The organism is Mesorhizobium sp. BR1-1-6 (genome assembly GCF_020165355.1).
GTDB lineage: Bacteria > Pseudomonadota > Alphaproteobacteria > Rhizobiales > Rhizobiaceae > Mesorhizobium.
In genome coordinates, this window is sequence record NZ_JAIUHZ010000003.1 from 200,732 (window position 1) to 227,049 (window position 26,318).

Here is a 26,318-nt window from a genome sequence, read left to right on the forward strand (position 1 = left end):
TGATGCCGCGGCGCCGTGAAGATCGGTCAGCCGGCCTTGGCGACCAGACTCATCAGCCGCTCGATGGAGGGCTGTTCTTCCAGGTCGCGCACCAGCGAGACGACCTCGTCCGCCGCCGAACGGGCAAGACGGGCGTGGGCGGCGTTGTCCCTGAACTTGTCGGCAACTTCTTCGTAGCTCATCGGATTGGCGGGACTGCCCTTGCCGAAGTCGGCCTCGCCGTGGATGACGCGGCCATCGTTGAGCGTGATGTCGATGATCGTCGTCATCTTGTGATAGCCGGCCTTTTCGGCCCTTTCGTCAACGACGAAATCGACCTTGTCGATCATCGCCTTGACATCCGCCCGCTCCGTTGTCGCATCGGTGAACTCGCCAAGCCCGGCCTTGCCGTCGAGCAAGAGGATGGCCATGCAGAACTCCATGGAGAACTTGGCCTGCAACTCGTCATGCGGATGGTGATGGATCAGAGCATTCGGCATGTTGGAATTGGTGCCGACCCGTACGTGCTTCACATCCCCGGCCTTGATGCCATTCTCGCGGATGAGACGCGCCATTTCCGTCATGCCGGGATGGGTCAACGACCCCGACGGATGAGGCTTGATCGAGATGCCCGGATTGGCGAACGTCCAGGGATCGCCGAGGCGGCCGCGGATCGCGTTCTCATCGTAACCGCCGCCGGCCGCCTGGAAGAACCCGCGGGGGGCCTCCAGTATCTTGTCGGTGGCAGTCCATCCGTGAGCGGCGAATTGTGCGGCAGCGACGCCGCTTTCCGATGCGCGCCCCGCGTGGAACGGCTTGGTCATTGTGCCGAAATTCTCGCGCAGGCCAGCAGACTGGCTGCCTGCGATCGAAAGCGCGCGAGCCGTGGTCTTGGCGTCGAACCATAGAAGCCAAGACGCGGCGGCAGCGGCGGCAAAGGTCCCGCAAGTGGCCGTCGCGTGAAATCCGGTCTGATAGTGGCGCGGCGCGATGGCCTCGGCGATCTTGCACTCGACCTCGACGCCAAGATGGTACGCCAACATCACCTGTTTGCCCGTAGCGCCCACCTGCTCACCGATAGCCAGGGCCGCCGGTAGTGCCGGCGCCGTAGGATGGGTCAGCAAGCCGTAGACACGATCCGTGGCCACGGCCAACTGGGTGTCGTCGTAATCGTCGGCGTGAATGCCGACACCATTGGCGAAGGCCGCAAAGCGGGGTGCGACCTTGCGCCCAGCGCCGATGACCGTGGCGGTACCCGGCATCAGCCCAAGCTCATCGAGATGGCGTAGGACAAGGTCGCCGCTCTGCGCGACCGAGCCGGAAAGAGCCAACCCGATGCCGTCCAATATCGACTTCTTGCCGAGGGCGACGACGTCGGCCGGCAGATCTTCCGGAGTGGCTGCTGCGACAAATTCCGCCACATAATTTGTGAGCCCTGCATGTGCGGTGTCGGGCATTGATAATCCTCTCCATCGAACGGTGTGCCGGTCCAAACCAAGTGCCGAGTTCAAGCTCGGCTCCGTTTATGGCACCGTGGTGCAGAGGAGTAGGAAGGTAGTTTTGGTAAACTGTCAACAATTTTTTGTTGACAGGCAAGCAGGTTTTTCGACGTTCGTCGGACGGCCATACCGCTGGCATGCAAATGCTACCAGCGTATATTTCCTCGACGTCGACAACAGAAATGGATGAGAGTCGCGCTGGTGGGTCAGTCGGAGCCGTGGCGCAAAGCCACACTGGCCCTGCGCGTACGCGACGTGCCGTTGACGATATGCTCCCGCCCGGCCGTGAAGGCCCGTTGCGGATCGCGGGCGGCAACAGCCTCCACTATGGCCCGATGCTCGCGGTTGGATATGTCGAGCACGTCGCCACTCGCCAACGCACGATAACGCTGGATATGGAGCTCACGGGCGAGACCGAGGTAGATTTGCGCCAGCCGTGCGTTGCCACACATCCTCGCCAGTTCGGAATGGAATTCCAGATTGACCGGATAGTACTGGCTCACCTCGCCGGTCTTGGCCAGCACGTCCATGCGATCAACGAGCGCACTCAACTCGGCAACCTCGGGGGCGGTGATCCTCTCCGCAACGCTCATGGTCATGCAGGCGAAGATGTAGGCGCGAGCCTCCGAGACATCACGGGCTTCGGCCTCGCTGAGTTCGCGCACGAAGAAGCCGCGATTGGGGATCACCTGGATGAGGCCGAGAGCGGCAAGCGCGCTGCAGGCTTCCCGGATGGGTCCCCGGCTGACCTTGAGCTGCTGGGCCAGGGCATTTTCGTTGATCCTCTCGTTGGGGGTGAATTCCCCCTCGACAATCATTCGCTCTATTTCGTGCTGCACAACATTGGCGAGGGAACGCGTGCGCAAAAAGTCGATGGGCGAAACCCCCTGCATGCTCTCGTTTTCGTTAGCCATGAGCTCGACTTCCGTTCGATGCGCCACAAGAGATGTCGCTTGCCCCCGGCCCCGATGGCCGCGAATGCTTTGCCAGCGCATTATCCACGGTTTGATCTCCTTCGTCGAATTGGATGCAAACAGCATCGACCCAAGACCATGACTGAGACATGCTTCGCGTTGTCAAGTGAAACGCCGATAATTGCTGTGGAACCAGACCGGCATCCCATCAACTGCCACTTCTCGGGGCTGTGCCGCCCAGAACCGGAACCTTGTTGGCTATGAAGACGACGGTGAACGAGACCACCAGCAGCAGAATGCCAAGCACCGAAATAGCTCCGTAGTCGCCGCTTTCGTTCAGGTCATAGATGATGACGGAGACCAGTTTGGTCTGCGCCGTCGTCAGCAGGACCGTCGCCGACAACTCCCGGATGGTGCCGATGAAGACGAAACACCAGGCCGCGATCAGGCTCGTGCGCAGCAGCGGCGCGGTGATCCGCCAGAGGGTCTTCAAGCGGGTGGCGCCGAGAATGCGGCTGGCTTCCTCCAGCTCCGGATGCACGCCATGGAAGGCCGATGACAGTTGCTGGTAGCCGGCTGGAAGCTCGATCGTCAGGAACGCGATGAGCAGTATCCAGAGCGTGCCGTAGAGGCCGAATGTCGGATTGGCATAGGCGAGGAAAAGCCCGACGCCGAGCACAATGCCCGGGATCGCAATCGGCGCGGTTGCCAGCATGCCGAGCAGCGAGGCGCCCGGCACGGCATGGCGCGCAACCAGATAGGATACGATAAGCGCTATGCCCGTCGCGATCGTTGCCGTCGCCAAGCCCAGGATCAAGGTGTTCCAGATGGCGAGCTGCGTGCTGGAGAATTCGAAAAGCACGAAATGGAAGTTGTGGAGGGTCAAGGAATTCCAGCTGAGCGGTTCGGAGATGTTGTGGGTCAGAGCCACCTTGAGCAAGGCCAGATAGGGAAACAGGATCGTCACGCAGAGGATGAACAGCACGTATGCACCCGCCAGCCATTTCCAGTTGCCCAGCTTCACACGCCGGGGGGTGCCGCTCTTGCCACCGAGCACGGTATAGCCACGCCGTCCGAGCAGCCATCTCTGCCCCCAGAGCAAGAGCATCGTCACCACAAGCAGAGGCACGGCACTCGCTGCCGCAAGGTCAAGCCGGGGAGGAAACTGGAAGAAGCTCCAGATCTTCGTAGTGAGAACGTGGAATCCCGCCGGCAGCGCCAGGATCGCCGGCGAACCGAACATGGTGAAGGCCTGGACGATGGCGACCAGAGTTCCGGCGAGCATCGCCGGCAGCACCATGGGCAACGTCACCCGCCGCAATGTGGTGCCTGGCTTGCCGCCGAGGATCGCAGATGCTTCCTCGAGATCGGAAGGCACCTTGTCGAAGGCGTTGGCAACGAGCGTGAAGACGAAGGGGAACGAATAACAGGTGATCGCGAACACCAGTCCGGTGAAGGTGTAGATGTTGAACAGAGCCTGCGATTGATCGAGGCCAAATGCCCAGCGGTAGATATTGTTGAGAATGCCGCTGTTGGGTGCGGCCAGCATCGCCCAGGCAATAGCGCCCAGGAATGGCGGCGTCACAAAGGATGCCGTCACCAGGCTGCGGACCAGGCGCTGTCCCGGCATATCAGTGCGTGCGACAAGCCAGGCCAACGGCGTGGCCACCAGGCAAGAAAACAGGCCGACACAACCGGCCATACCCAGCGATATGAGGAAGGCCCGGCGAATTGTGGCATCGGTAAAGAGGCGAGCCAGGTTCGCCAGGGTTGGTGAACCGGCCTTGTTGGTCAGGGCGTAGTATCCCAGCCAGAACAATGGCAGCAGGACCAGCACGCACAGGACGAGCGCAAGAAAAACGAAAAGCGGTGTCGACAAATCGAACCTGCCGAGGTGTCGCCTGTTGGCGGAATCGGGGGACAATGCAGCGATGGTCACCTGGTCACCTCTGGGTTGATCCGATGTCGGCGAAACATCCGCCGGACTGGCTCGGGATCTCGCGATGTCGCCGGCGGCGACATCGCCTGATCTTCCACTCCGCCGCCTAATCCGTGGGCGGCGCCGAGCCGCTTCTTAGGTGCCGAAATACTCTTCGTACTTCTGCTTGATCTCTTCCACGGCATCCCGAACGCTGGACGGATCGGAATCGAGAAGCTTGATCTGCGAGAGCGGCGTGCGGTTGGATTTCTCCTTCACATCAGGGCGAACCGAACGCAGACCACCGAAATCGTCATTCAACTGCTGTGCTTCCTGCGAGAACATGAAGGAGTAGAACAGCTTGGCTGCGCTCGGATGAGGAGCGTAAGCCAGGATCGCGGCGTTGCCATAAGCAATCGAGGTTCCCTCCGCCGGGTAGACTGCTTTGATCGGCACGCCTTTGTCCTGGAGGATGAACACGTTGTACTCGTTGCCGTCCGCTTGGATCGGACGCTCGCCCTGGGCGAGAACCTTCGGCGGCTCCGTCGAGGACTGAACCTGCATCACCCCCTGCTTGCCCAATTTCTCGAAATAGTCCCAACCGAGAAGCTGGCTAAGAGCATAGGTGGCAGTCATCACGTTGCCGCTGTAGCCGGGGTGCGACTTCACCAGCTTGTCCTTGTATTTGGGATCGAGCAGATCGGTCCAGGTCTTTGGCGCGTCCCCTTCCTTGACCATGTCGGTCCGGTAGGCGATCACCGTCAGCGTGGCGCGGAAAGCGGCGTACAGGCCATCGGGATCACGATCCCTTTCCGGCCACATCTTGGCGACATCCTCCGGAACAGCCGGCGTCAGCCAATTCTGATCCTTGAACGTCAGGAAGTGGGATGCGTCGGAGGTCTCGATGACGTCGGCATTGTGGATGCCGCTCGAATACTCCTGACCTATGCGCTGGAAGACGCGCTCCGAACCGGCCCTTTCCACGTGGACCTTGATGCCCGGATAGTGCGCCTCGAATGCGGCGCCCAGTTTCTCGGCGACCTGGACGTCGGTGGAGGTGTAGTAGACGACCGACGCTTCCTTGATCGCGGCGGCAACGAGCTCGTCGGTGACCTTGTAGGGCTCGGGCGGGGCTGCCCATGCCATCTGCCCCCATGTCAACGCCGCGAAGAGCGCGCCTGCTGCGACTTTCCTGTTGGACATTCTCTCTCTCCCTAGTGTGCGAGCGCCCGGCAACGATCAGGTGGGCAATGAAGCCAAATTTGCTGGTTTTCCGGGACCGCGACATCGACAGGCGCGATCGCCCGCACGGTTTCGCCACCTGATAGATTGACAAGATAATCGCGATGCGACCCGAGATAGACTTGGCGCACGACCTTTCCGGTGGCCCAGTTGCTCGGATCGCCCGTCGGTTTCTCGTTGGTGAGATGCAGATCGTGATGGCGCACGGATATGGCGGTCTGGCCACTGGCGGCATAGTCGCCGCTGCCACAGCGCAGCACCAGACCGTTGCCGCAATCGACGGCGTCCGTTCCGACCCGATTGCCCTTGAAGATGTTGGTGCCGCCGATGAATTGCGCGACAAATTCCGATCGAGGCCGCTCGTAAATATCCTCTGGCGAACCCGCCTGTTCGACATTGCCCTGGTTCATCACCACGATGACATCGGCGGCGGTCATGGCCTCCGTCTGGTCATGCGTGACATAGACGGTCGTGTAGCGGAACTCGTCGTGAAGGCGGCGGATTTCAAATCGCATCTCCTCGCGAAGATTGGCGTCGAGGTTGGAAAGCGGCTCGTCGAGGAGCAGCGTCTCCGGCTCGATGACGAGGGCTCTCGCCAGGGAGACACGCTGTTGCTGACCGCCTGACAACTCGCCCGGATAGCGCTCAGCCAGACTTTCGAGCTTGGTCGCCTGGAGGATGCGACCTGTCTTAGTCTGTATGTCGGCCTTGCCCATGCGACGAAGCCGCAAACCGTAGGCGATGTTCTCGAACACAGTCATATGCGGCCAGAGCGCATAGCTCTGGAAGATCATCGACATGTTGCGTGCTTCCGGCGGTTCGCTGGCGTGCGGCGACGACACGACACGGCCACCGACGCGGATTTGACCATCCGACGGCTGAACGAAACCGGCCACCAAACGCAGGGTCGTGGTCTTGCCGCAGCCCGATGGCCCGAGCAGGCACACCAGCTTTCCCTTTTCGATGGCGAGATCGACGCGGTTGACCACCGTCAACTTGCCGTAGCGCTTGGTCAGCTTGTCGAGTTCCACAAAGGCCAAAGGGTCCTCCCGAACATTTCCTCACAAACGCGATGCGCTTGTGCCTCCTGCTAAAGTTCCGTCTAATTTTGTCAATTGTCAACAATTAACTGACGACTATCTGCACGATGTAGAAATGCTGTGATGCCTTTCGGCCCGGAAATAGGGCTGAAATGCCTATCCGACAGCCGTCATCAACCCGCAGAAAACGACCGATCCGACGATCATCAGCGTCAAAGGCCCGAGGCGAACCATCCGCGCCGCAACAGCGACCATGATGGCCACGCACCAGGCAATCCATCCGCCTTTCGCATTGCTCAGGAGAGTGAACACGCTTGACAGGACCAGGCCGGCGGCAGGCGGTGCCAGGCCATAAATCAGAGCCCCTTGCCATGCCGCGTTGGGGCGGCTGTGCCAGAAATGCGCGACCACGATCACCAGCAGCGACGACGGCGCAAAAATCGCAATCGTCGAAACGATCGCGCCCGCCCATCCAGCAAGATGCCAACCCATCAGGGTGACGATCAGCGTGCCCGGTCCGGGCGCAACGCGGGAGATGGCAAACATGTCGAGGAAGCTCTTGTTAGTCAACCAATGCCGGTTGTCGACAACGCTGTGTTGCAGTTCGCCCAGAATGGAGGCCCCGCCGCCGATGGCCATCAAAGACATGGGCGCGAAGACCAGAAACAGACTGACGAGAAGATTATCGTCTTTCATGCCGGTTTCTTACAAAGCCGACGCCGATGCCGATGGGTGCGAGCACCGCCACCACGGCAAGAGCCGAGAAATGAAAGACCGTCGCGCCGATCAGCGTGCATGCGAAGAGGGCTATTGAAACAACGTCGACGCAGGCATAGCGCATGGCAAGGTAGCCGACCGACAGCGAGAACCCGGACGCCGCAACCGCGAGACCCACGAGCATCGCGCCGATCACAGGATCGGGGCTGAGCCTCAGCACGATGTTTCCTATCAGGACAATCGCGACAGCAGGTGGCAGCACCACCGCTGCCAGCGCAACCACGGCTCCAACAACACCGCGACATTGAAACCCGAGCCAGAGCGCCAGGTTTGCAACATTGACGCCAGGTAGGGACTGGCTGAGCGCAAGGCCGGACAAAAACTGCTTGTCGGTGAACCAGCGCCGATTCACCACGAACTCGGTGTGCATCATACCGTTCACACCACCGCCGATGCTGGTGATGCCGAGCTTGGTGAATGCCAGGAAGAGATCGAGGAGGCTTGGCGGCGGCAACGCATCTGTCGTCGGCGGGACGTCCATTTGGTCCATGAAACCTCCGATTGTCGTGCTTTCACCCGAGAACGCCCGTGATCGCGATCAGCGACGCACTGTATTCTGTTGACAGTTTGCAGTAAATAGTAGATCATGATGTCATGAGGGCCGAGCTTGAATTTCTTCAGAACCATTCCCTGACGAGCGTCCTGCGGCGCGAGTTAGAGACCCTCATCCTGTCGGGGGAATTCGCCCCGGGCGAGCGATTGAACGAGAACTCGCTGGCGATCCGTTTCTCGGTAAGCCGCGGCCCGATCCGTGAAGTTTGCCGCGCACTTGCCGAAAAAGGCTTGCTCGAACTCGTGCCCAATCGAGGCGTGTTCATGCGCAGGATTGGCGAGGAACAGGCCGCGGAACTCTACGATGTGCGCGCCGGTCTGTTTGCATCAGCGGCGCGACTTCTGGCCACGAAAGTCACGGCGGAGCAGATTTCGGAACTCGAGAGCTTGCTGGATCGCATGGAAGAGGCGGCCATCGCCCATTCGCTCGATGATTATTACCCGATCAATCTGGCGTTCCACGATTCCATCCTGCGCTTTGCAGGAAACAGCCGGTTGCACAAAGCCTATTCCGAACTCGTCAAGGAACTGCACCTGTTTCGGGAGCGCGCCTTGCTGCAGGGTGGCGGCCTGATCGTATCCAATGTCGAGCATCGCCGCATCGTTGCAGCATTGCGTGAAGGCGACGCCGCCGCAGCCGTGGAAACAGCCTTCCTTCATGTGCTCAGCGGCAAGGGCCGCATGACCTTGCCCGCGTCGGCCGATCCGACGCATGCGATCGGCAAAGCTGGCAAAACCAGGGATATCGCATGAACGACGCTCGGGAACTTGAGGGCCGCGTCGCCATCGTGACCGGAGCGGGACGCAATATCGGCCGCGTGATGGCGCTGGAACTGGCTCGTGCCGGAGCTGCGGTGGTCGTCAACGCACGTACGTCGCACGCTGAAGCCGAATCCGTCGTCAATGAGATCATCGCTGCCGGAGGCAGGGCCGCGGCCGTCCTCGCCGACGTCGTCGACCCGAATGCCGTTGACGCGCTGATCGGCGCGACGGTCCGGCAGTTCGGCGGCATAGACATTCTCGTCAACAGTGCTGCCGTGCGACGCGAGACGGCCTTTGCAGATCTGAGTTTTGTCGAGTGGCGCGAGGTGCTTTCGATCATTCTCGATGGCGCGTTCCTGACCGCCCATGCGGCGCTCCCGTACCTTAAGAAATCGGGACAAGGCGTGGTGATCAACATCGGCGGCCTGTCGGCTCATACCGGCGCGAGCGGCCGCGCGCATGTCATTGCGGCGAAGGCGGGTCTGGCCGGGTTAACGCGGGCGCTCGCCCATGACCTTGCCGGTGAAAGCATCACCGTGAACTGCGTTTCGCCAGGCATGATCGACACCCAGCGTGCCGGCGAGGAACCCTCTCATCATGCCGGGAAACTGCCGCCTGCCAGGCGGCGCGGAACGCCGGAGGAAGTTGCATCGCTCGTGCGCTATCTCTGCGGACCGGCGGCTCGTTACATCACCGGCCAGACCGTCCACGTCAATGGCGGTGCCTTCATGGCGTAATCCACGCCAGACCGCTAAGCATGCCGGTGCGCCGCGCGATGCTCAGCAACGATCCAGGGAGATCAAATGATGGACGTTACAGCCATACTGGCGCGCTATGTCGTGTCGGCATCCGCGGACAGCGTACCCACGAACGTCAGGCGCGAGGCAGTGCGCTCGTTCCTCAACTGGACCGGCTGCGCGGTTGGCGGCTCGCAGCACCCAAGCGTCGACATTGCCCTAGGCGCAGTGTCGCCTTTCGCCGGCAAGGATCAAGCAGCGATCCTCGGCCGCCGCGAACGGCTGGACGCCTTGAATGCCGCTCTCATCAACGGCATCGCCAGCCACGTTTTCGATTTCGACGATACCCATCTGAGGACCATCATCCACCCGGCAGGGCCGGTCGCTTCGGCGATTCTCAGCCTCGCGCAACTGCAGCCGACGAGCGGCCGTGATCTCCTGCATGCCTTCATCCTTGGCGTCGAGGTCGAATGCCGCATCGGCAATGCCGTCTATCCGGCGCACTATGACATCGGCTGGCATATCACGGGAACGGCCGGCGTTTTTGGCGCGGCGGCCGCCGCCGGGCGCCTGCTTGGCCTCAATGAGCAGCAGATGATCTGGGCGCTCGGCATCGCCGGCACGCAGTCTTCCGGTTTTCGCGAGATGTTCGGGACCATGTGCAAGAGCTTCCACCCCGGCCGGGCGGCGCAAAATGGCCTGTTCTCCGCTCTACTGGCGCAACGCGACTTCACCTCGTCAAACCGCGTGCTCGAGGCGCCGCGCGGTTTCGCCCATGTCATGTCCACAGAGCGGAATTTCGATGAGATCACCAAAGGTCTGGGCGACGGTTTCGAGATCGGGCTGAACACCTACAAGCCGTTCGCTTGCGGCATCGTCATCCATCCGATCATCGACGGCTGCGTGCAGTTGCGCAACGAATACGGGCTGAAGGCCGGCGAGATCGAAAGCATTGAGTTGGAAGTCGATCCGCTGGTGCTTGAATTGACCGGCAAGAAAACCCCGCAGGTCGGCCTTGAAGGCAAATTCAGTGTCTACCACTCGGCGGCGGTCGCCATCATCGAAGGCCGCGCCGGCGAGGCAGAGTACAGCGATGCGAGCGTGTGCGATCCCCAGGTCATCGCGCTGCGTGATCGCGTCAGCGCGGTGGCATCACAAGGCGTTGCCGAAGACGAATGTCACGTCACGATCAAGCTCAGGGATGGCCGTGTTCTCAAGCGACATGTCGAGCATGCGATCGGCAGCCTGGCGCGGCCGATGACCGACGATGACCTGAACGCAAAGTTCGGTGGGCTTGCCGAACCGGTTCTGGGCGCAAGGGCGGCGGCGCGCTTGCGCGATCTGTGCTGGGATATCGAGAGCCTCGACGATACCGCCGTCATCGCCAAGGCCGCGACGCCGGCAGCCTAGGCGCAAGCGACGGCACGGGCAGGTTGCCGACGAGGCAGCCTGCCGTCCTGGCTCTAAGCCAGCGTGATTGATCTAAAAATCAGAGCGCGGCGACGATTGCCTTGCCGCACTCGACAGTGTTCGCTGTGCCGCCGAGGTCCCGTGTGCGCAGCGATGGCTCGGCCAGAACGGTCTCGATGGCCGAAACAATTCCGGCAGCCGCCTCAGGCTGTCCGAGGTGATCAAGCATCATCGCAGCCGACCAGATCTGTCCAACCGGATTTGCGATCCCCTGCCCGGCAATGTCCGGTGCCGAGCCATGAACCGGCTCGAACAGAGACGGAAAATTGCGGTCCGGATTTATGTTGGCGCTCGGCGCGATGCCGATCGTTCCCGTGCAGGCGGGGCCGAGATCGGAAAGGATGTCGCCAAAGAGGTTCGATGCGACGACCACGTCGAACCAGTCGGGGTGAAGGACGAATTGAGCCGTCAGGATATCGATGTGATATTTGTCCCAGCGCACGTCGGGGAAAGCCTTGGCCATCTCCTCCACGCGTTCGTCCCAATAGGGCATGCTGATCGAGATGCCGTTAGACTTGGTCGCCGAGGTCAGGTGTTTGCGCTTGCCCTTGGCGGCAAGCTCGAATGCGAACTTCAGCACGCGATCGACGCCGATACGCGTCATCACCGTTTCCTGCACCACCACTTCGCGCTCGGTACCCGGGAAGATACGGCCGCCGATCGATGAATACTCACCTTCGGTGTTTTCGCGCACGACCCAGAAATCGATATCGCCAGGGCCGCGACCGACGAGCGGGCTCCGCACGCCGGGCATCAGGCGCACAGGCCGAAGATTGACATATTGATCGAATTCGCGCCTGAACTGGAGAAGCGACCCCCACAGCGACACATGATCAGGCACGCCGGCTGGCCAGCCGACGGCGCCGAAGAAGATCGCGTCGTGCGATCCGATCTTGTCCTTCCAGTCTTCCGGCAGCATGCGGCCGTGGCGGGCATAATAATCGTAAGAAGCGAAATCGAACCAGTCGAACGACAGCCCGATGCCGAACCGCGACGCGACCTTTTCCAAAGCGCGCACGCCCTCGGGTACGACTTCCTTGCCGATCCCGTCGCCAGGGATGACCGCGATGCGGAAACTGTTGGATTGTGTCATTTTGCTTTCCAGGATGATCGGCGAAAACTGCTCAGGCTGCGGCCTCTACGTGCTGCATGCCCTTTCGGCGCGCAAGCTGGGCCGCGAGTTGAATGGCGCTCTCCAGCGCGCCTGTCGACGCGGTACCTTTGCCAACGATGTCGAAGGCGGTGCCGTGCGCCGGCGTGGTGAATACGGTCTCCAGACCCGCCGTGACGGTCACACCACGGTTGAAGCCGCGCAGCTTGGTCGCGATCTGCCCCTGGTCGTGGTACATGGCGACCACGCTGTCATATTCGCCAGCGAAGGCCTTGATGTAGATGGTGTCGGCGGGGAAAGGCCCCTTGCAATCGATGCCTGAGGCCGCGGCGGCGTTGACCGCCGGTCCGATCAGGTCGATCTCCTCACGGCCGAACAGCCCGTTCTCACCGGCATGAGGATTGAGCGCCGCAACGGCGATGCGCGGCTTCTCCACACCAGCGCGCTGCATGGTGCGATTGACCAGTTCGATCGCCTCGATGATGCTGTCATGCGTGATCTGATCGAGCGCCGTGCGCAGCGACACGTGCGAGGTGACGCGCGACATCCATTGGCCGTCGAGCACGTTCATCTCGGAGAAATAGCCTTTGTGGCCCAATAGATCGGCAAACATCTTGTGCTCGTCGGGAAACTTCCAGCCGCCGGCATGAAGCGCTGCCTTGTTCAGCGGCGCAAAGGTGATGCCATCGACGTCACCTTTCATCGCCAGCCGCACCGCCTCGGCCAAGGTGTCGCCAGTCAGCTTGCCGGACTCCGGTGAAACAATGCCGCGCGGCAAGGCCTCGGGATCGATGTTGCCGAGATCGATGAGAGGCGTTCCGGCTGCATCCCAGTCGACGGATGCGACATCCGGCACGGTCTTGATGGCAAGGGATACGCCGGCGTCGCGAGCCCCCATCTCCAGGACTCGCCGGTCCCCCAGAACGACAAGGCGCGCCACATCGGAGAGCCTGCCATCCGACAGCACGCGGGCGACGAGTTCGGGGCCGATGCCTGTCATGTCACCGGGCAGCAAGGCGAGACGAGGCAGGGATGAGGCACTCTTGCGCGCGGATCTATCTTGATTTGCCATGGATATGCCCTTCGGCTCGACGGTGGTGAGGCCACCCAATATCGGCCGCGCAAGCTTGGCTTCGTGACCCTTATGAGGTGATGTTGCGCCGCATCCAAAAAAAGTCAACTGAAAATTGTTGACAATCTTCAATTTGAGAGGAAGACTTAGGACGACCTTTTTGGAGAAGCACCATGGACACCCAGCACACCTCGGACACTGCATCCTCTATGCCGCCACTGGAAGAGAAGCATGGCAGCTTGATGGAGGGGTTCTCCTACAGGACGGTGAAGACCAGGGGGGCGGAGATCAATGTCGCCGTTGCGGGATCAGGCCCGCCTTTGCTGCTGGTGCACGGCAACCCGTTGACGCATGTCAGTTGGCATCGGATCGCGCCTTCCCTGGCAAAATCCTTCACGGTGGTGGCCATCGACCTGCGCGGCTATGGCGACAGTTCGAAACCCGATGGCGGCGAGGACCATGCCGCCTACAGTTTCCGCGCCATGGGCGAAGACGCCTTCGATGTGATGAGCGAACTCGGATTTGAGAAGTTCGCGCTTGCCGGCCACGACCGCGGCGCACGTGTCGGCTTTCGCATGGTGCTCGACCAGCCCAACAGGATCACGCGCTTCTGCGCGCTCGACATCATCCCCACCTACCATCTTCTCACCAACGTCACCCTCGGCTGGGGGCTGGAGAGCTACCATTGGTTCTTCATGGCGCAAAAGGCGCCCTTCCCCGAGAAGCTGATCTGTGCCGATCTCGACTATTACATCAACTACAAGCTCAACAAGAAAGGCGTGGGCCTGGAGATATTCTCGCCCGAAGCGTTCAAGGAATATGCCCGCTGCACGACGCCCGAACAGATCCACGCGGTGTGCGAGGACTATCGCGCGACGGTGACGCTCGACCTCGCCATGGACACGGCCGATTTCGGCAAGAAGAAGATCAAGTGCCCGGCGATGGTGATCTGGGGTAGCAACAGCCATGTCGGCCGTCATCTGACGCCGATTGAAGCCTGGGAACCCTGGGCACCTGACTTGAGGGGCTGGGCTATCCCGACCGGTCACTATCCGGCCGAGCACCGCCCAGACCTGGTCTATGAAAGCTTCTGGACCTTCTTCAACGGCGGTGAACCGATCCCCTATCGTTCCTGATACGGCCTCCTGACTTCTTGCGTCAGGGTTTGTGCTCTGACGCCCTTCTCCCGATAGTCTGACAAGTCGGCGATCCAGTCCGTAGCCCCAGGGGCTTCTGGTGCGTAAACTCTCACTTTCGTGTAAAACGTATTTCGCGTAATCGTGAACATCCACGACTTCAATCGGGTGCCCTGCTCGCAGCTGTCAAAGGCGTTAAGTGCCTTGACTAAGGTTTCCTGAACGAGGTCGTCGGCATCGTTCGGGGCTCGGTAGAATGTGTGCGCAAAGCCCGCAATGCGGGGATGAGTTGCACAATGGAATCATCGTCTCGTTCACCAGAACCCGTGCTAAGGTCGTCTTTCTGCGTTTGAATGGGGCTAATACCCGGAAGGTAGAAGGTATAAGGGCTCTTGCAGGCAAAACTCTGATCTCGTCATATGTCGATGTGACGGGCCCGTAACCCAGCGCCCAACCGTGATTTCGAGGCCCTTCACTGCTGTGCTGGTGTGCAGTCCGGAATTATCTGTCGCTGTCCGGAATTAAGCCGATCTTCGGAGGTCGTCGCCGCGCTCGTGCAAAAGCTTGAGCGCATCGCTGCCGCACGACACGACACGAAGCGTGGTCTCGATCCGAGAAAGACGAATGCTGCCAACGCCATTGGTAACGGCAGCGCAATTCTGGAGGAGGTGGCAAAGCGCGCGAAGCGAGGTGTTCTCACCGTAGATAACAATCGCTTCGTAGGCGTCGGCTCCCTCAACGTTGTTTTCGGCGCCGATCCTTATGCAGTCCTCCCGCGTCGGCTGCCCGATCTCGAAACGCATGCCGATACGGCTTTCGATCTAATCCATAGCATGGGTATCACGCCTCGTGCCCGCTAACCGATGAGTGTTGCCGGCGAGCAGTAAAGCGAAGCCGCATCGCTCCTGAAGATGCAGCAGCTCCCGCAAAACAGTGGGTGTGAAGTTCTGATATTCGTCCACGAGCAACGGACGCGTCGGGCCGCATCGGGCGCCCAAAAAATTTCATGCAATCCTTGGCAAGGTCATATGTGTGCTTGCTGCCCCTTTGGACGCCGTACGCGTCATGCAGCATCAGGAACATCGGCCTGATAGCCTTGGTATGCTGCGCAACTTCACAATAGGCAGCTCCGCTTTGGCCGGCTATCCAGTTGAGCGCTACAGTCTTTCCGAGTCCGGCTTTGCCGACCGCAAGCACCGGATATCGGATCTTGACCGCCGTATCGAACGCAGCCCGCACGGTGAGCGCAGCCCGGGTTTCAACGAATATCGTCATCCGACGATCCTCTTCACCAAGTCCATCTGAGCGGCCATGCGCTCGTCCTGTTCGCGCCGGCGCTCTTCAGGAATCAACGGCTTCTTCGGCATCAGAATCCGCGCCGGCCGCTGAGACGGGTCGAATGATACTTTGCCCGCCGGCTCGTTGGGGATGACTTCAGGTTGATCCTGACCAAGCGCCATCAGCCGAGCTGCAACATCGATTTTCGGGACCGAGCGGCCCATCTGCACTATCGCATCGCGGTGCGCCTTTGCTCGTGCTGCCGTGCTTTGGGCGCCACGATGATCAAGTGGATGAAGTGGGACATCGGGGGTTGCGATCCCGAGCCTTTTACCCTTCATGTCCAGCACAAGCAGCTCTGCCGGCGCATGATAGACCGGGTCGCAGACCAGCACCTTGTCGTGCGTGTACTGCCACAACTCTTCGCAGGACCACCGACGCCCACGGAGTTGGATCGCGCCTTGAATGACGGTGCGCTCGACCCGGCGCGCGACTGCAGCACGGACCTCGTCCCGGCTCATGGTGATTGCTGACCAGCCCGCAACCACGTGCTGTTGAAAAGTGGTGTTGGGCGAATGCCCCTTGAGGCCACTCTGCTTTCCCGTAGGCATGCTGTGATAGGCCTTCAGGAGACCGAAGAACGCGGGAATGAAATCTTCGAAGGTGCCATAGGGCGCAACCGTCCGGCCGATCGCTTCCTGGCGCTTGTTCATACGGTTGCCGGAAATCCAGCCCGGTAGCGTGCTCAGATAGCGTGACTCGAAGTCGCCGAACCAGCGTTCGATGGGCTTTGCCGAGGCGTTGTAGGGCAAGGCATTGACAACTCGCATCGAGCGACCCGGCCCATGGAACCCGGGCACCATCAGTGTCATGGCGTCGTCGAGGTACGTCGCGAACCCGTATTCCTTGCCGTTGTCGATATAGAGAGCTTCAGGCAGGCCGAAGGCTGGATGATCCACCATGGCCGCAAATACTTCGATCACATCACGGTTGTTGACGCTGCCGCGCGTGTCGAATGCGATCAAATCACACCAAACGCGGCCAGTCGCCCAGTCGAGGAACCCGATCAGCTTTGCAGTACAAATCGAGCCGTCCGCCCGCGTCAGGTGGATGTCGATCGGATGCACATCTCCGACGACCAATTCCATCGGGCGCATGCCTTCTATGGAGCGCCGCCCGCGCGGTCGGCTGTCCTCGTAACCTTTGCGGTTCGTGCGAAACTGATGGACCTTCCGATAATGCATCTCTTCCGAAACGAGCGTCCACGGGATCGAACAAGCTTGCTCAAAACTGGCTGGATCATTGGGGGCGGAATCCCCATGACCTAGTGGTCTCTGCCAGAAGGTTGCGAGCCAAGATTTTGACATGTCCCCAGGCTGCGCCGGCCGCCAAAAGGCCTCGAGTTTCCTGTTTTAGATCCTCTGCAATCTGGGCCTTGGTGACAGCGTCGAACGGTACCAAAGCATCCCATTGCCGACTGATGACGACGCGTTTCTTGCCTTGATCCGCTCTGCCGCGCCGCCCCCGGCTTGCAATCGGCTTCGGACGGTTTTGAGCCTGCGTTTCAATGGGCTTTAACCGGAGTTGCAACTCCGGTGGGAGGGAAGCCAAACTAACGAGATACTGCTTGCCCGCGTTGCCACCCTTGCCCTGAACGACGCGCACCTCCAGGGCGTGCCCCCGCCAGTTGCCGCGCTGGCAGGCCTTCCAAACCGCTTGTCGAGAGATTCCCGCCAAGCTGGCGAGCAGGTTGAGTGGAACGAACTCTTTCCTCGACATCGTGCGCTAGTCCCCAGCTGCAGAACGGAAACCACCGAGTAGCAGCTCGAGTTATATGTGTCGTGACACCCACGCCTTGCCGCCCTCGCCCGCTCAAGGGCGCCATTCGCTACCGAGAGCCCTTGCTGGGGACAGTGAAGGCGTAGAGCTGAATCTTAGTCGATAGGGCTGCTGCTTCGGTTACCAATCCTGGGTTTTTGGGGTTGACCTATCCGTTGCCGACCGCAAGCAGGTTGACCAATAGAGGCGCTTAACTTCCACGCTGATTCAACCACTTAACGCCAATCCAGAATTAGCTGTGATTGTGGCCATTGGTAAACCCGGTCTTTGGATCGGAAACCCCTATCCTCGACCTGAAAATCCTCTTGTTTTCAATCGTATAGGCTGAACGCCTGCGGCCCATAATTCCGGACTGGTAAACCCCATGAAATGCCAAATAATTCCGGACATCACAGCGGTCATGGGCCGGCTGCGTTCCTCACTGCCATTTATGCGACTTTCGAAGCACAAATGGCGAACATGTAGTGGCGGCCTTTGTGTTTTTGACGTCAACAGCACTGGCTCCTTCGGCTATCGGCGGGCGCGTGAATGACCGGAAGGGGACCGGAAGGGCGCCGAAAGCGGACTGGCAGCTTTCGGCGCCTGAACAATGACGGCGGACATGCGTACCGGATACGTAGCGACCCAGTTGGCGCCACGCGACAACGAGTTGATCGATGTCCGACAAGATTTAGAGCCTACTCAAAGGAGCATGCAGGCACTGCTCACAAAACGGAAATCATTCCGCCATCGACGTAGATGATCTGGCCGTTGACGTAATCCGAGGCGCGCGACGCAAGGAAGACGGCGGTGCCTATCAGCTCCTCCGGCTTGCCCCAGCGGCCGGCTGGGGTCCTTGCCTTCACCCAGGCGTCGAACTTCTCGTCGTTGACGAGGGCCTCGTTCATATCGGTCAGCATGTAGCCGGGGCCGATCGCATTGGCCTGGATGCCGGATTTCGCCCATTCGGCCGCCATGCCGCGCGTGAGCATCTTTATACCGCCCTTTGCAACGGTGTACGGGATGACGGTGGCGCGCGCGAGTTCGCTGGTGAGTGAGCCAATGTTGATGATCTTGCCGTGCCCGCGCGGGATCATGCGGCGTGCCGCTTCGCGCCCGACGAGAAAGGCGCTGGTCAGGTTGGTGTCGATCACGCGCTGCCAGTCGGCAAGCGACAGATCGACCATCGGCTGCCGGTGCTGGATGCCGGCATTGTTGACAAGGATATCGACCGCGAGCCCCTCAGCGTCGAAGCGGTCGAAGGCCTTTTTGACCGCTGCCTCGTCGGTCACGTCGAAAACGGCTTCGTGCACCTCGTTGCCGCCGGCGCGCATTTCGTGCGCGGCCTTCGAGAGGCCGGCGCCGGCACGGCCGTTGAGGACAAGCCGGGCACCGGCGGCGCCCAGCCCCTCCGCAATCGCGCGGCCAAGGCCCCGGGAAGAACCGGTGACGAGAGCGGTGGAACCGGAGAGATCGAACAGAGTCATATCAGTGCCTCACAGTTCGGATTTGCGGCAGATGAGGTCAGAGCGCTCGTATACCGCAGGAAGCAGGTCGACGCCGAGGCCAGGACCTTCCATCGGCAGCACATAGCCGTCCTTGATGGTTGGAACCACAGTGACCAGTTCCTTGTACCAGCCGTCGTAGAACGCCCGAACCGATTCCTGGATCAGCGTGTTGGGCTGGCTGAAGGACGCATGCACGGCGGCCGCGAAGCCGACCGGCCCGGTGCAGTCATGCGGGGCGAAGGGGCGGTGATAGGTGTCGGCGAGGGACGCGATCTTTCGCCCCTCCGTCAGGCCGCCGGTCCAGCACAGGTCGACCATCACGACATGAGTGGCGTCGCGATCGAGCATGTCCTTGTAGGGGAACCGCGTGCCGAGCGTTTCGCTGGCGCATACCCAGACATCGGTTGAGGCCGCATATTCCGCCAACGCCTGCGGAGAATTCATGCGGATGGGATCTTCATACCAGGTCGGCTGATAGGGCTCGAGCGCGCGAGCGATTGTCTTTGCTGTCGGCAGGTTCCATAAGGAGTGGAACTCGACCATGATCTCCATCTTGTCGCCGACCCGCTTGCGTATTTTCTCGAAGGGTTCGATCGCCTTTTTCATCTGCTCGGCGTTGATGAACATGCCGCGGTTTTCCTGCGCGGCCGGGTCGAACGGCCAGATCTTCATGGCTGTAATGCCACTTTCGAGCAGGTTCTCGGCCAGCGCTCCCGCATCGGTCATGAACGCTGCGAGATCTTCATAAGGACCCTCCTTGTTGCCGAGGTTCCAGGTGTCGACCGGGCGGATATTCTTGTTGCGCACGTAACCATACCCCGCACAGGTGTTATACACCCGCAGTCTGTCGGTGCAGGGGCCGCCAAGCATCTGATGCACCGGTTGATGGCAGACTTTGCCGAACAGGTCCCATAACGCGATGTCGATGGCAGAAGCGGCGCGATATTCGACGCCCGTCGATGCCTGCGCCATCGGCAGGTCGGTCATGATCCGATTGAGTGCTTCGATGCGCAGTGGGTCCTGTCCAAGAAGACGGCCCGCCAGCGTGTCGTGGATCTGAGCTTCCACCGCGCCGGCGCCATAGAAGGTTTCTCCCAACCCGATCGTGCCTTGGTCGGTGTGCACGCGCACCCACAGGACGTTGGAGAATTCCTCGGTGCGCAGGGTTTCAAGCGCAGTGATTTTCATGGTCGAAATCCTCCTCCAGATATTGCTTCCAGAGAACGGCGCACGGTCAAGTCATGAGTGACCATGTTCCCCGGTAACGTACGGCAGCGTAATCCCTGTTGTGAAATATCACAATATGTCATAAGAGTTTTTACGGTGAGTTGGAACGCCGTCTCGGGAGGATTGGCATGGCTAACAAACGAACAGTGCCGAAACTGGCGGATTCGCTGGTGGCGGAGGATGCGCCCCGGCGACAAAATTCTAGAAATCTCTTCGAGCTCGCTTACGAGAGGATCGAGGGGCTGATCATCAACTGTGAGCTCAGGCCGGGCAGCCGGCTTTCGATCCAGGAGCTTCAGAACCTCTCGGGATTCAGTCGTACGCCGGTCCATCAGGCCGTCGGCAGGCTCGCTGACGACACCCTGATCGTCGTCCATCCGCGCCACGGGCTCCAAATCGCGCCGATCGATCTTGCCCGTGACCGGACGCTGCTCCGGCTTCGCGGTGATCTGGAGCGGTTCGTTATCCAGCTTGCGACCGAACGCTCGCAGTCGACCCACCGCAACCAGTTGCTGCATATGTCCCGTCTACTGGGAGAGCGGCGAGATACATTGACGGTCGATGCCTTCAACGTTCTGGACCGCCGCATCGACAAGCTTATTCTCTCCGCCGCCGCCGAGCCGTTTCTCGAGCATACGTTACGTCCGCTCCACACGATCTTCCGGCGGATCGGCTGGATTCATCACACACAATTGTCGGCCACGGACGGCCTGGCCGCGGCCATCGATTGCCATCTGGCGATCCTCGATGCCGTGGCAAACCGCCATGAAGATCGGGCGGTGAGGGCCACGAACGATCTCATCGCTTTCGTAGAAAGTATGTTCGAAGCGATCGAGAGAGAGGTGGATCCCTCGCTTCTCGATGCCAGCCTGGCGCCGCTGATCTGATCTGTAAACGTCGCCGGCGATGGGCCAATAACCCTACGCCCAATTTTCTGCATTCCAAACTTCAGAGAGGAGAACCCACGTGAAATCTATCCTTGCCTTGATCTTTTCCGCCGCGATAGCAGCGACCGCCCTGTCTGCCACAGACGCTTTAGCTGCCAAGTTCACCGCCAAGCTTTCGCTCGACGTCCAGAAGGGCAATCCCAAGGAGGTCGCTGCCGAGAATTTCGCTGAAGCGGTGCGCCAGCGCACCAAGGGCGACGTCGATATCAAGATCTATCCCAACAGCCTGCTTGGCGGCGAAGCCGACGCGGCGCAGGGAATCCGGCTGGGTTCCGTGCAGATGGGCGTTCTCACCAGTTCAGTCCTGTCGTCCTGGGTGCCGCAGGTCCAGGTGCTCGATCTTCCCTTCCTGGTGACGTCGGATGCCCAGGCCGTTGCGATCAACGGGCCGCTGACGGAGCAGCTTGCTCCGAAATTCGAGGAGCAGGGGTTCCATCTGCTCGGGTTTTCCGTCAACGGCGCCCGCAACCTGATGAGCACCTTTCCGATCGATAAGCCGGACGATGTGAAGGGCAAGAAGATGCGCGTCATCCAGAGCCCGCTCTTCGTTGCGACCTGGAAGGCGGTCGGCGCCAATCCCGTGCCGATCCCGGCTCCCGAAATCTACAATGCGCTGCAGACCGGCGTGGCGGACTATTTCGACAACACGGCCTCAAACTACCTGACGTTCAAATTCTATGAAGTCGCGCCCTACTACACGAAGATCGACTACATCTACGCCTTCGGCACCTGGGTGGTGGCCGACAACTGGTGGAACAAGCTGCCCGACGACTACAAGGCGATCGTTACCGAAGAGGCCGTCAAGGCCCAGAAAGAACTGCCGGCGCTACAGGAAAAGGCGGACAGCGCAGCGCTCGCCGAAACCGAAAGCAAGGGCGCCAAGATCAAGACGATCGAGGCCAAGGCGCCCTGGATTGCGCTGATGGAACCTGTGCAAAAAGAGTTCGCCGCGAAGATCCCCGACGCCGACGCGCTCATCAAGATCATCCAGAACACCAAATAGCGTCTCATGCGTCGGCCCCATGACCGGAGCCGACGCTCTCTACCGTTACTGCCGGGAGGAAGGTCATGGAAGCTCCAGATAGCGTGCAGGCCACGGCGCTTGGCCGCGGCTCCTCTATTGAGGCGCGGTTCGAGCCCGTGATTTCTCTCATTGAGAAAGCCATGGGCGCCGTCAATTTTGTCGTGCTCGTTCTCATGTCGCTTTCCGTTCTGGCAGGCGTGGTCTCACGCTACGTCTTCAACGATTCCTTTTCCTGGACGGAGGAGTTCTCTGTCTGGGCCTTCACCTGGATGATCTTCATCGGCGCGGCGATGGGCATCCGGCAGAAACGGCATGTCGCGGTCGATTTCGTCCTGGGGTACCGCGTCACGCGATTCCTTCGGGACGTCATTGTGGCGCTGACCCTCATCATGCTGGCGTTCGCGGGCTACCGGCTCGCCACCCTCGTCGGCGGCCTCAGCATCACCCTGCAATGGCCGAACGCCTACCGCTTCGGCGTGATCCCCACGACCGCCGCTATCGGGCTCCTGTTCGCGCTGTTCCAGGACGGAGACGGCCGCACCTTCTTGCGCAATGCGGCTGCCATCGTCACCGCGGCAATCGCCTATCTTGTGATGGACAATTCGTCCTTCCTGCCATTCATCGACATCTCGCCCAGCCTTCTGATGACGGTGACCTTCTTCGTCTGCCTGTTTCTCGGCGTTCCGGTAGCGTTTTCGCTGCTTTTCGGCGCATTCTTGACGACCTGGGGCGCCGACATCATTCCCGGCCCGGCCGTGGTCCAGACAATGGCGAGCGGCGCGACGAACTTCCTGCTGCTCGCCATCCCCTTCTTCCTGACGACGGGCTATCTGCTCGATCTCGGCGGCCTGTCGTCCAGGCTCATCGATCTGGCCGCAGCCCTTGTCGGCCATCTCCGCGGCGGGCTGGCCCACGTCAATATCCTGAATAGCCTGCTGATCGGCGGTATCTCCGGCTCGTCCGGAGCGGATGCGGCCAGCACTACCAAGATCATCGTTCCGCAGATGGTCAAGCGCGGCTATTCACCGGCCTTTTCCTGTGCCGTGACCGCTGCAGGATCGATCCTTCCGAATGTTGTACCGCCGGCCATCGCCATGCTGGTCTACGCCTCGGTCGCCGACGTCTCGATCGCCAAGCTCTTCATTGCGGGTTACGTGCCCGGTGTGCTCATCGCGATCGCCATGATGACGACGGCTTATTTGGTCGCGCGAAAGCGCGGCTATGAAACGGCGTCGGCAAGGGCACCGTTGAGCACGGTCGGCACGACGTTCCTGCGCGCATTGCCAGCCCTGTTCATCGCCGCGATCATCATCGGCTGCATACGCTTCGGCATCACCACGGCGACGGAAGCGGGGGCGATCGCGCTGTTCTGGACCTTCATCCTTGGCAAGTTCGCCTACCGGGAATACACGTGGAAGGCCTTCTATCGCTCGCTCGTCGAATGCGCGACGGATTCGGCCCTGATCGGCTTCCTGATCGCGGCATCGATCCCGTTCGCCTGGGTTTTGATCGCCGAGCAGATTCCCCAGCAATTGATCGAGTGGATCGGCGTCGGCGGCGAAAGCAAGCTGCTGCTCCTTTTGATGATGAACGCAATCCTGTTCGTGGCCGGCATGTTCCTCGACCTGACCCCGGCGATGCTGATCCTGGCGCCTTTGTTCCTGCCGCTGATGAAATCGGTCGGCATGGACCCGGTCCAGCTCGGGATGATCATGATCATCAACCTGCAGATGGGCGGGCTGACGCCGCCGGTCGGGATTCTCGTGTTCATCTCGGCCCAGATCGCCAAGGTCTCACCGGTCAAGGTCTTCCGGGAGGTCATGCCGTTCTTCCTTGCCGGCGTCATCGTCCTAGCCCTCGTCTGCGCTTTCCCGGTTCTGACGCTCGGCTTGTGGAATCTGATGGAGTGATTTCCCCAAACGGATTCGGCATCGAAGGTAACGGCGTACGTACCACAAGCATTGACGAGTGCGTGCCGACATAATCGGCTGGCACTCGGATGTATTAGAGGCAGTTCCCGCTTTTGAAAGTCTACGAACGCAGCTTGACGACCGATGGGGCCGATGAACGAACCCGCTGCGCGGGATGGGCGCCTGCGGTTGAGGTAGAGATCAAGAACCGGACGTTGCGCCTGCGTTGAGCGGGGTTCGGCAGGGGCAGAGCATCACGGGCTTCTTCAACAAGGAGCCCGACCATGCCCTATCCTATTCTTGATGCACCTATCAGTCCGCTGCGGCAGCGGCTGATCGACGACATGAACATGCGGCGTTTCTCACGGGAGACGCAGCGCAACTATCTCCGCGACATCGGACGCCTGGCGACGTTCCTCGGGCGCTCACCAGACACAGCGACCACCGACGACCTGCGCCGCTTCCAGATCGAGCAGCAGGACGACGGCGTTCCCGTGCCGACGATGAACAGCATCGTGTCGGCGCTGCGCTTCTTCTTCACGCATACGGTCGATCGTCCGGATCTGGCGCGCAAGCTCGTTCGGCTGGCGCATCCGCGCACGCTGCCCGTGGTCCTGAGCCGCGACGAGGTTGCCCGGCTGCTCAACGCCACCACCTGCCTCAAGCACCAGGCCGCGCTGTCGGTCGCTTATGGCGCGGGCCTGCGCGTGGCGGAGGTCTCGACGCTGAAGGTCGCTGACATCGATAGCGAGCGGATGCTGCTACGTGTCGAGCGTGGCAAGGGCGGGCGATACCGGAACGCCATGCTGTCGCAAGATCTGCTCTTGTTGCTGCGCCAGTGGTGGCAGGTCGGACGCCAGCAGGGGGTGATGCATCGCGACGGCTGGCTGTTTCCGGGGCAGCATGCGATGAAGCCGATCAGCACCCGCCAGCTTTATCGCGTGGTCGTCGAGGCAGCGCAGGCCGCCGACATCGCCAAGCGGGTCGGGCCGCACACGCTGCGTCACAGCTTCGCCACCCACCTGCTGGAGGACGGCACCGACATCCGGATCATCCAGGTCCTGCTCGGGCACGCCAAGCTAAATAGCACCGCCTTCTACACCAAGGTTGCAACCCGCACGGTGCGCACGGTCACGAGCCCGCTCGACAAGCTTGGCCTCTTCAAGCCGGAAGAGATCTCACCCGACGGCTGAGCGTGCGCGCCTCGATCGAGGTTGCCGACATCTTCCGCACTGCCGGGCCCGCCTACCGGGCCGCCCATGCAGGACATCTGACCCTGCAGCAGCTCAAGGTCATGTCGGCGATCGAGCACTGCCGCACCGTGGCCCTCGGCGGGCATGTCGAAGCCTGCGAGAACTGCGGCCAGTGGCGCATCGCCTACAACTCCTGTCGCAACCGGCACTGCCCGAAGTGCCAGGGCGCGGCCGCGCGGACATGGCTTGCCGAGCGCGAGGCCGACCTGCTGCCGGTCGGCTACTTCCACGTTGTCTTCACGCTGCCCGCCGAGGTCGCCGACATCGCCTTCCACAACAAGGCGGCGGTCTACGACCTGCTGTTCAAGGCAGCGTCGGAGACGATGCTGACCATCGCGGCAGATCGGAAGCATCTCGGCGCGCGCATCGGCATCACTGCCGTGCTCCACACCTGGGGTTCGGCGATGACGCACCATCCGCACGTGCACATGATCGTGCCGGGCGGCGGCATCGCGCCAGACGGAAGCCGGTGGATATCGTCGCGCCCGGCCTTCCTGCTGCCGGTGCGCGTGCTCGGCAAGCTGTTCCGCCGCCTGTTCCTCACGCGGCTGGTCGCGCTGCACGATGCCGGCCGGCTCACCTTCTTTGGATCGATGGCGCACTTCACCGACCGGCAAGCATTCCTGCGGCACCTGGCGCCGGTCCGGAAGAAGCGCTGGGTGGTTTATGCCAAGGCGCCCTTCGCCGGGCCTCAAGCCGTACTTGCCTATCTGTCCCGCTACACCCACCGGGTTGCGATCTCGAACCGCCGCCTCATCCGATTCGATGAGGCCGAGGTCACGTTCCGCTACAAGGACTATCGTCGCGACGGCACAGACCGGCAGCAGATCATGACGCTCGCCACCGACGAGTTCATCCGCCGATTCCTGCTCCACATCCTGCCGCGTGGCTTCCACCGCATCCGGCACTACGGCCTGCTCGCCGGCTCTGCTCGCAAGGCCAGCCTCGCACTCGCGCGCAAACTGTTGAGCGTCGCGCCGCCGCCCGAAGACGACACTCCGGAAGAACCGACTGACTTCCGCCCGCCATGCCCGTGCTGCGGCGGACGGATGATCATCATCGACGTGTTCGAACGGTGGAGGCAGCCGCGCGGGCCGCCGGACGCATCGGCGACGAACCGGGAGAGCGTCCCATGACGCGGCAT

At 61.1% G+C, this 26,318-nt stretch carries 25 protein-coding genes; 10 read left to right on the plus strand and 15 right to left on the minus strand.

Going from position 1 to position 26,318, the window contains the following annotated elements:
• Positions 1-26: 26 nt before the first annotated feature.
• From LB545_RS08855 to LB545_RS08885, 7 genes are all read right to left on the minus strand, one after another.
• Entirely contained in the window at positions 27-1,436 is a 1,410-nt protein-coding gene (locus tag LB545_RS08855; protein WP_140581716.1) for an MmgE/PrpD family protein, read from the minus strand.
• Between the two features lie 248 nt (positions 1,437-1,684).
• Positions 1,685-2,392 (minus strand): FCD domain-containing protein, encoded by a 708-nt coding sequence (locus LB545_RS08860; protein WP_181171885.1) that lies wholly within the window; start codon positions 2,390-2,392, stop codon positions 1,685-1,687.
• Between the two features lie 208 nt (positions 2,393-2,600).
• Complete coding sequence (locus LB545_RS08865) at positions 2,601-4,331, minus strand: ABC transporter permease (protein WP_224704889.1); 1,731 nt, start codon at positions 4,329-4,331, stop codon at positions 2,601-2,603.
• 135 nt (positions 4,332-4,466) lie between these two features.
• Positions 4,467-5,513, minus strand: coding sequence for an ABC transporter substrate-binding protein (locus LB545_RS08870; RefSeq protein ID WP_140560084.1), 1,047 nt, complete (start codon positions 5,511-5,513; stop codon positions 4,467-4,469).
• A gap of 11 nt (positions 5,514-5,524) precedes the next feature.
• On the minus strand, positions 5,525-6,583 hold the full coding sequence (locus tag LB545_RS08875) for an ABC transporter ATP-binding protein (protein WP_224704928.1): 1,059 nt from the start codon (positions 6,581-6,583) through the stop codon (positions 5,525-5,527).
• A 165-nt stretch (positions 6,584-6,748) separates the two neighbouring features.
• Positions 6,749-7,288: a chromate transporter gene (locus tag LB545_RS08880; RefSeq protein ID WP_140560086.1), complete on the minus strand. Its 540-nt coding sequence runs from the start codon at positions 7,286-7,288 to the stop codon at positions 6,749-6,751.
• Positions 7,275-7,859, minus strand: a complete 585-nt coding sequence (locus LB545_RS08885; RefSeq protein WP_140630282.1) for a chromate transporter — start codon at positions 7,857-7,859, stop codon at positions 7,275-7,277. Before LB545_RS08885 ends, LB545_RS08880 begins: the two co-directional genes overlap by 14 nt.
• Positions 7,860-7,963: 104 nt before the next feature.
• On the opposite strand from LB545_RS08885, the gene LB545_RS08890 reads away from it, so the two are divergent.
• The 3 genes from LB545_RS08890 to LB545_RS08900 all read left to right on the plus strand — a co-directional run bounded on the left by LB545_RS08890 (position 7,964) and on the right by LB545_RS08900 (position 10,830).
• On the plus strand, positions 7,964-8,674 hold the full coding sequence (locus LB545_RS08890; RefSeq protein WP_140560088.1) for an FCD domain-containing protein: 711 nt from the start codon (positions 7,964-7,966) through the stop codon (positions 8,672-8,674).
• Entirely contained in the window at positions 8,671-9,420 is a 750-nt protein-coding gene (gene fabG, locus LB545_RS08895) for a 3-oxoacyl-ACP reductase FabG (RefSeq protein ID WP_140581705.1), read from the plus strand. The genes LB545_RS08890 and fabG overlap by 4 nt, the downstream gene beginning before the upstream one ends.
• Positions 9,421-9,486: 66 nt before the next feature.
• Positions 9,487-10,830 carry an MmgE/PrpD family protein gene (locus tag LB545_RS08900; RefSeq protein ID WP_140581703.1) on the plus strand — a complete coding sequence of 448 codons (1,344 nt, stop codon included), beginning with the start codon at positions 9,487-9,489 and terminating at the stop codon, positions 10,828-10,830.
• Positions 10,831-10,909: 79 nt separating this feature from the next.
• On the opposite strand, the gene LB545_RS08905 is transcribed toward LB545_RS08900, so the two are convergent.
• A complete protein-coding gene (locus LB545_RS08905; RefSeq protein WP_140560091.1) occupies positions 10,910-11,983 on the minus strand; it encodes a tartrate dehydrogenase in 1,074 nt (357 codons plus the stop codon).
• 31 nt (positions 11,984-12,014) lie between these two features.
• Positions 12,015-13,073: a PdxA family protein gene (locus tag LB545_RS08910; RefSeq protein ID WP_140581700.1), complete on the minus strand. Its 1,059-nt coding sequence runs from the start codon at positions 13,071-13,073 to the stop codon at positions 12,015-12,017.
• Between the two features lie 173 nt (positions 13,074-13,246).
• Here LB545_RS08910 and LB545_RS08915 point away from each other — a divergent pair, with 173 nt between their 5' ends.
• Positions 13,247-14,209 (plus strand): alpha/beta fold hydrolase, encoded by a 963-nt coding sequence (locus LB545_RS08915; protein ID WP_224704890.1) that lies wholly within the window; start codon positions 13,247-13,249, stop codon positions 14,207-14,209.
• Here the strand turns inward: LB545_RS08915 and LB545_RS31155 are convergent.
• Both LB545_RS31155 and LB545_RS08925 read right to left on the minus strand, forming a co-directional pair.
• Positions 14,197-14,487: a sigma factor gene (locus LB545_RS31155; RefSeq protein ID WP_411971074.1), complete on the minus strand. Its 291-nt coding sequence runs from the start codon at positions 14,485-14,487 to the stop codon at positions 14,197-14,199. The genes LB545_RS08915 and LB545_RS31155 overlap by 13 nt on opposite strands.
• 243 nt (positions 14,488-14,730) lie before the next feature.
• A complete protein-coding gene (locus LB545_RS08925) occupies positions 14,731-15,012 on the minus strand; it encodes a hypothetical protein (protein WP_224704891.1) in 282 nt (93 codons plus the stop codon).
• A 262-nt stretch (positions 15,013-15,274) separates the two neighbouring features.
• Between LB545_RS08925 and LB545_RS08930 the strand changes: the two genes are divergently transcribed.
• On the plus strand, positions 15,275-15,514 hold the full coding sequence (locus LB545_RS08930) for a hypothetical protein (RefSeq protein WP_140581697.1): 240 nt from the start codon (positions 15,275-15,277) through the stop codon (positions 15,512-15,514).
• On the opposite strand, the gene LB545_RS08935 is transcribed toward LB545_RS08930, so the two are convergent.
• The 4 genes from LB545_RS08935 to LB545_RS08950 all read right to left on the minus strand — a co-directional run bounded on the left by LB545_RS08935 (position 15,481) and on the right by LB545_RS08950 (position 20,001).
• Positions 15,481-16,635 (minus strand): hypothetical protein, encoded by a 1,155-nt coding sequence (locus tag LB545_RS08935; RefSeq protein WP_140581695.1) that lies wholly within the window; start codon positions 16,633-16,635, stop codon positions 15,481-15,483. The genes LB545_RS08930 and LB545_RS08935 overlap by 34 nt on opposite strands.
• A 151-nt stretch (positions 16,636-16,786) precedes the next feature.
• A complete protein-coding gene (locus LB545_RS08940; protein WP_140581692.1) occupies positions 16,787-17,266 on the minus strand; it encodes a hypothetical protein in 480 nt (159 codons plus the stop codon).
• Between the two features lie 764 nt (positions 17,267-18,030).
• Positions 18,031-18,792, minus strand: coding sequence for an SDR family oxidoreductase (locus LB545_RS08945; protein ID WP_140581690.1), 762 nt, complete (start codon positions 18,790-18,792; stop codon positions 18,031-18,033).
• Between the two features lie 9 nt (positions 18,793-18,801).
• Positions 18,802-20,001: a mandelate racemase/muconate lactonizing enzyme family protein gene (locus tag LB545_RS08950; protein WP_140581687.1), complete on the minus strand. Its 1,200-nt coding sequence runs from the start codon at positions 19,999-20,001 to the stop codon at positions 18,802-18,804.
• Between the two features lie 167 nt (positions 20,002-20,168).
• Here LB545_RS08950 and LB545_RS08955 point away from each other — a divergent pair, with 167 nt between their 5' ends.
• From LB545_RS08955 to LB545_RS08975, 5 genes are all read left to right on the plus strand, one after another.
• Positions 20,169-20,927, plus strand: coding sequence for a GntR family transcriptional regulator (locus LB545_RS08955; protein ID WP_140581901.1), 759 nt, complete (start codon positions 20,169-20,171; stop codon positions 20,925-20,927).
• A gap of 79 nt (positions 20,928-21,006) precedes the next feature.
• The gene (locus tag LB545_RS08960) at positions 21,007-21,990 is read left to right on the plus strand and encodes a TRAP transporter substrate-binding protein (protein WP_140581684.1); all 984 of its coding nucleotides are present in this window, start codon (positions 21,007-21,009) and stop codon (positions 21,988-21,990) included.
• Between the two features lie 65 nt (positions 21,991-22,055).
• On the plus strand, positions 22,056-23,921 hold the full coding sequence (locus tag LB545_RS08965) for a TRAP transporter large permease subunit (protein ID WP_140581682.1): 1,866 nt from the start codon (positions 22,056-22,058) through the stop codon (positions 23,919-23,921).
• A gap of 284 nt (positions 23,922-24,205) precedes the next feature.
• The gene (locus LB545_RS08970) at positions 24,206-25,114 is read left to right on the plus strand and encodes a tyrosine-type recombinase/integrase (RefSeq protein WP_140581679.1); all 909 of its coding nucleotides are present in this window, start codon (positions 24,206-24,208) and stop codon (positions 25,112-25,114) included.
• Between the two features lie 2 nt (positions 25,115-25,116).
• Positions 25,117-26,310, plus strand: coding sequence for an IS91 family transposase (locus LB545_RS08975; protein WP_140581677.1), 1,194 nt, complete (start codon positions 25,117-25,119; stop codon positions 26,308-26,310).
• The last annotated feature ends 8 nt before the right edge of the window (positions 26,311-26,318 follow it).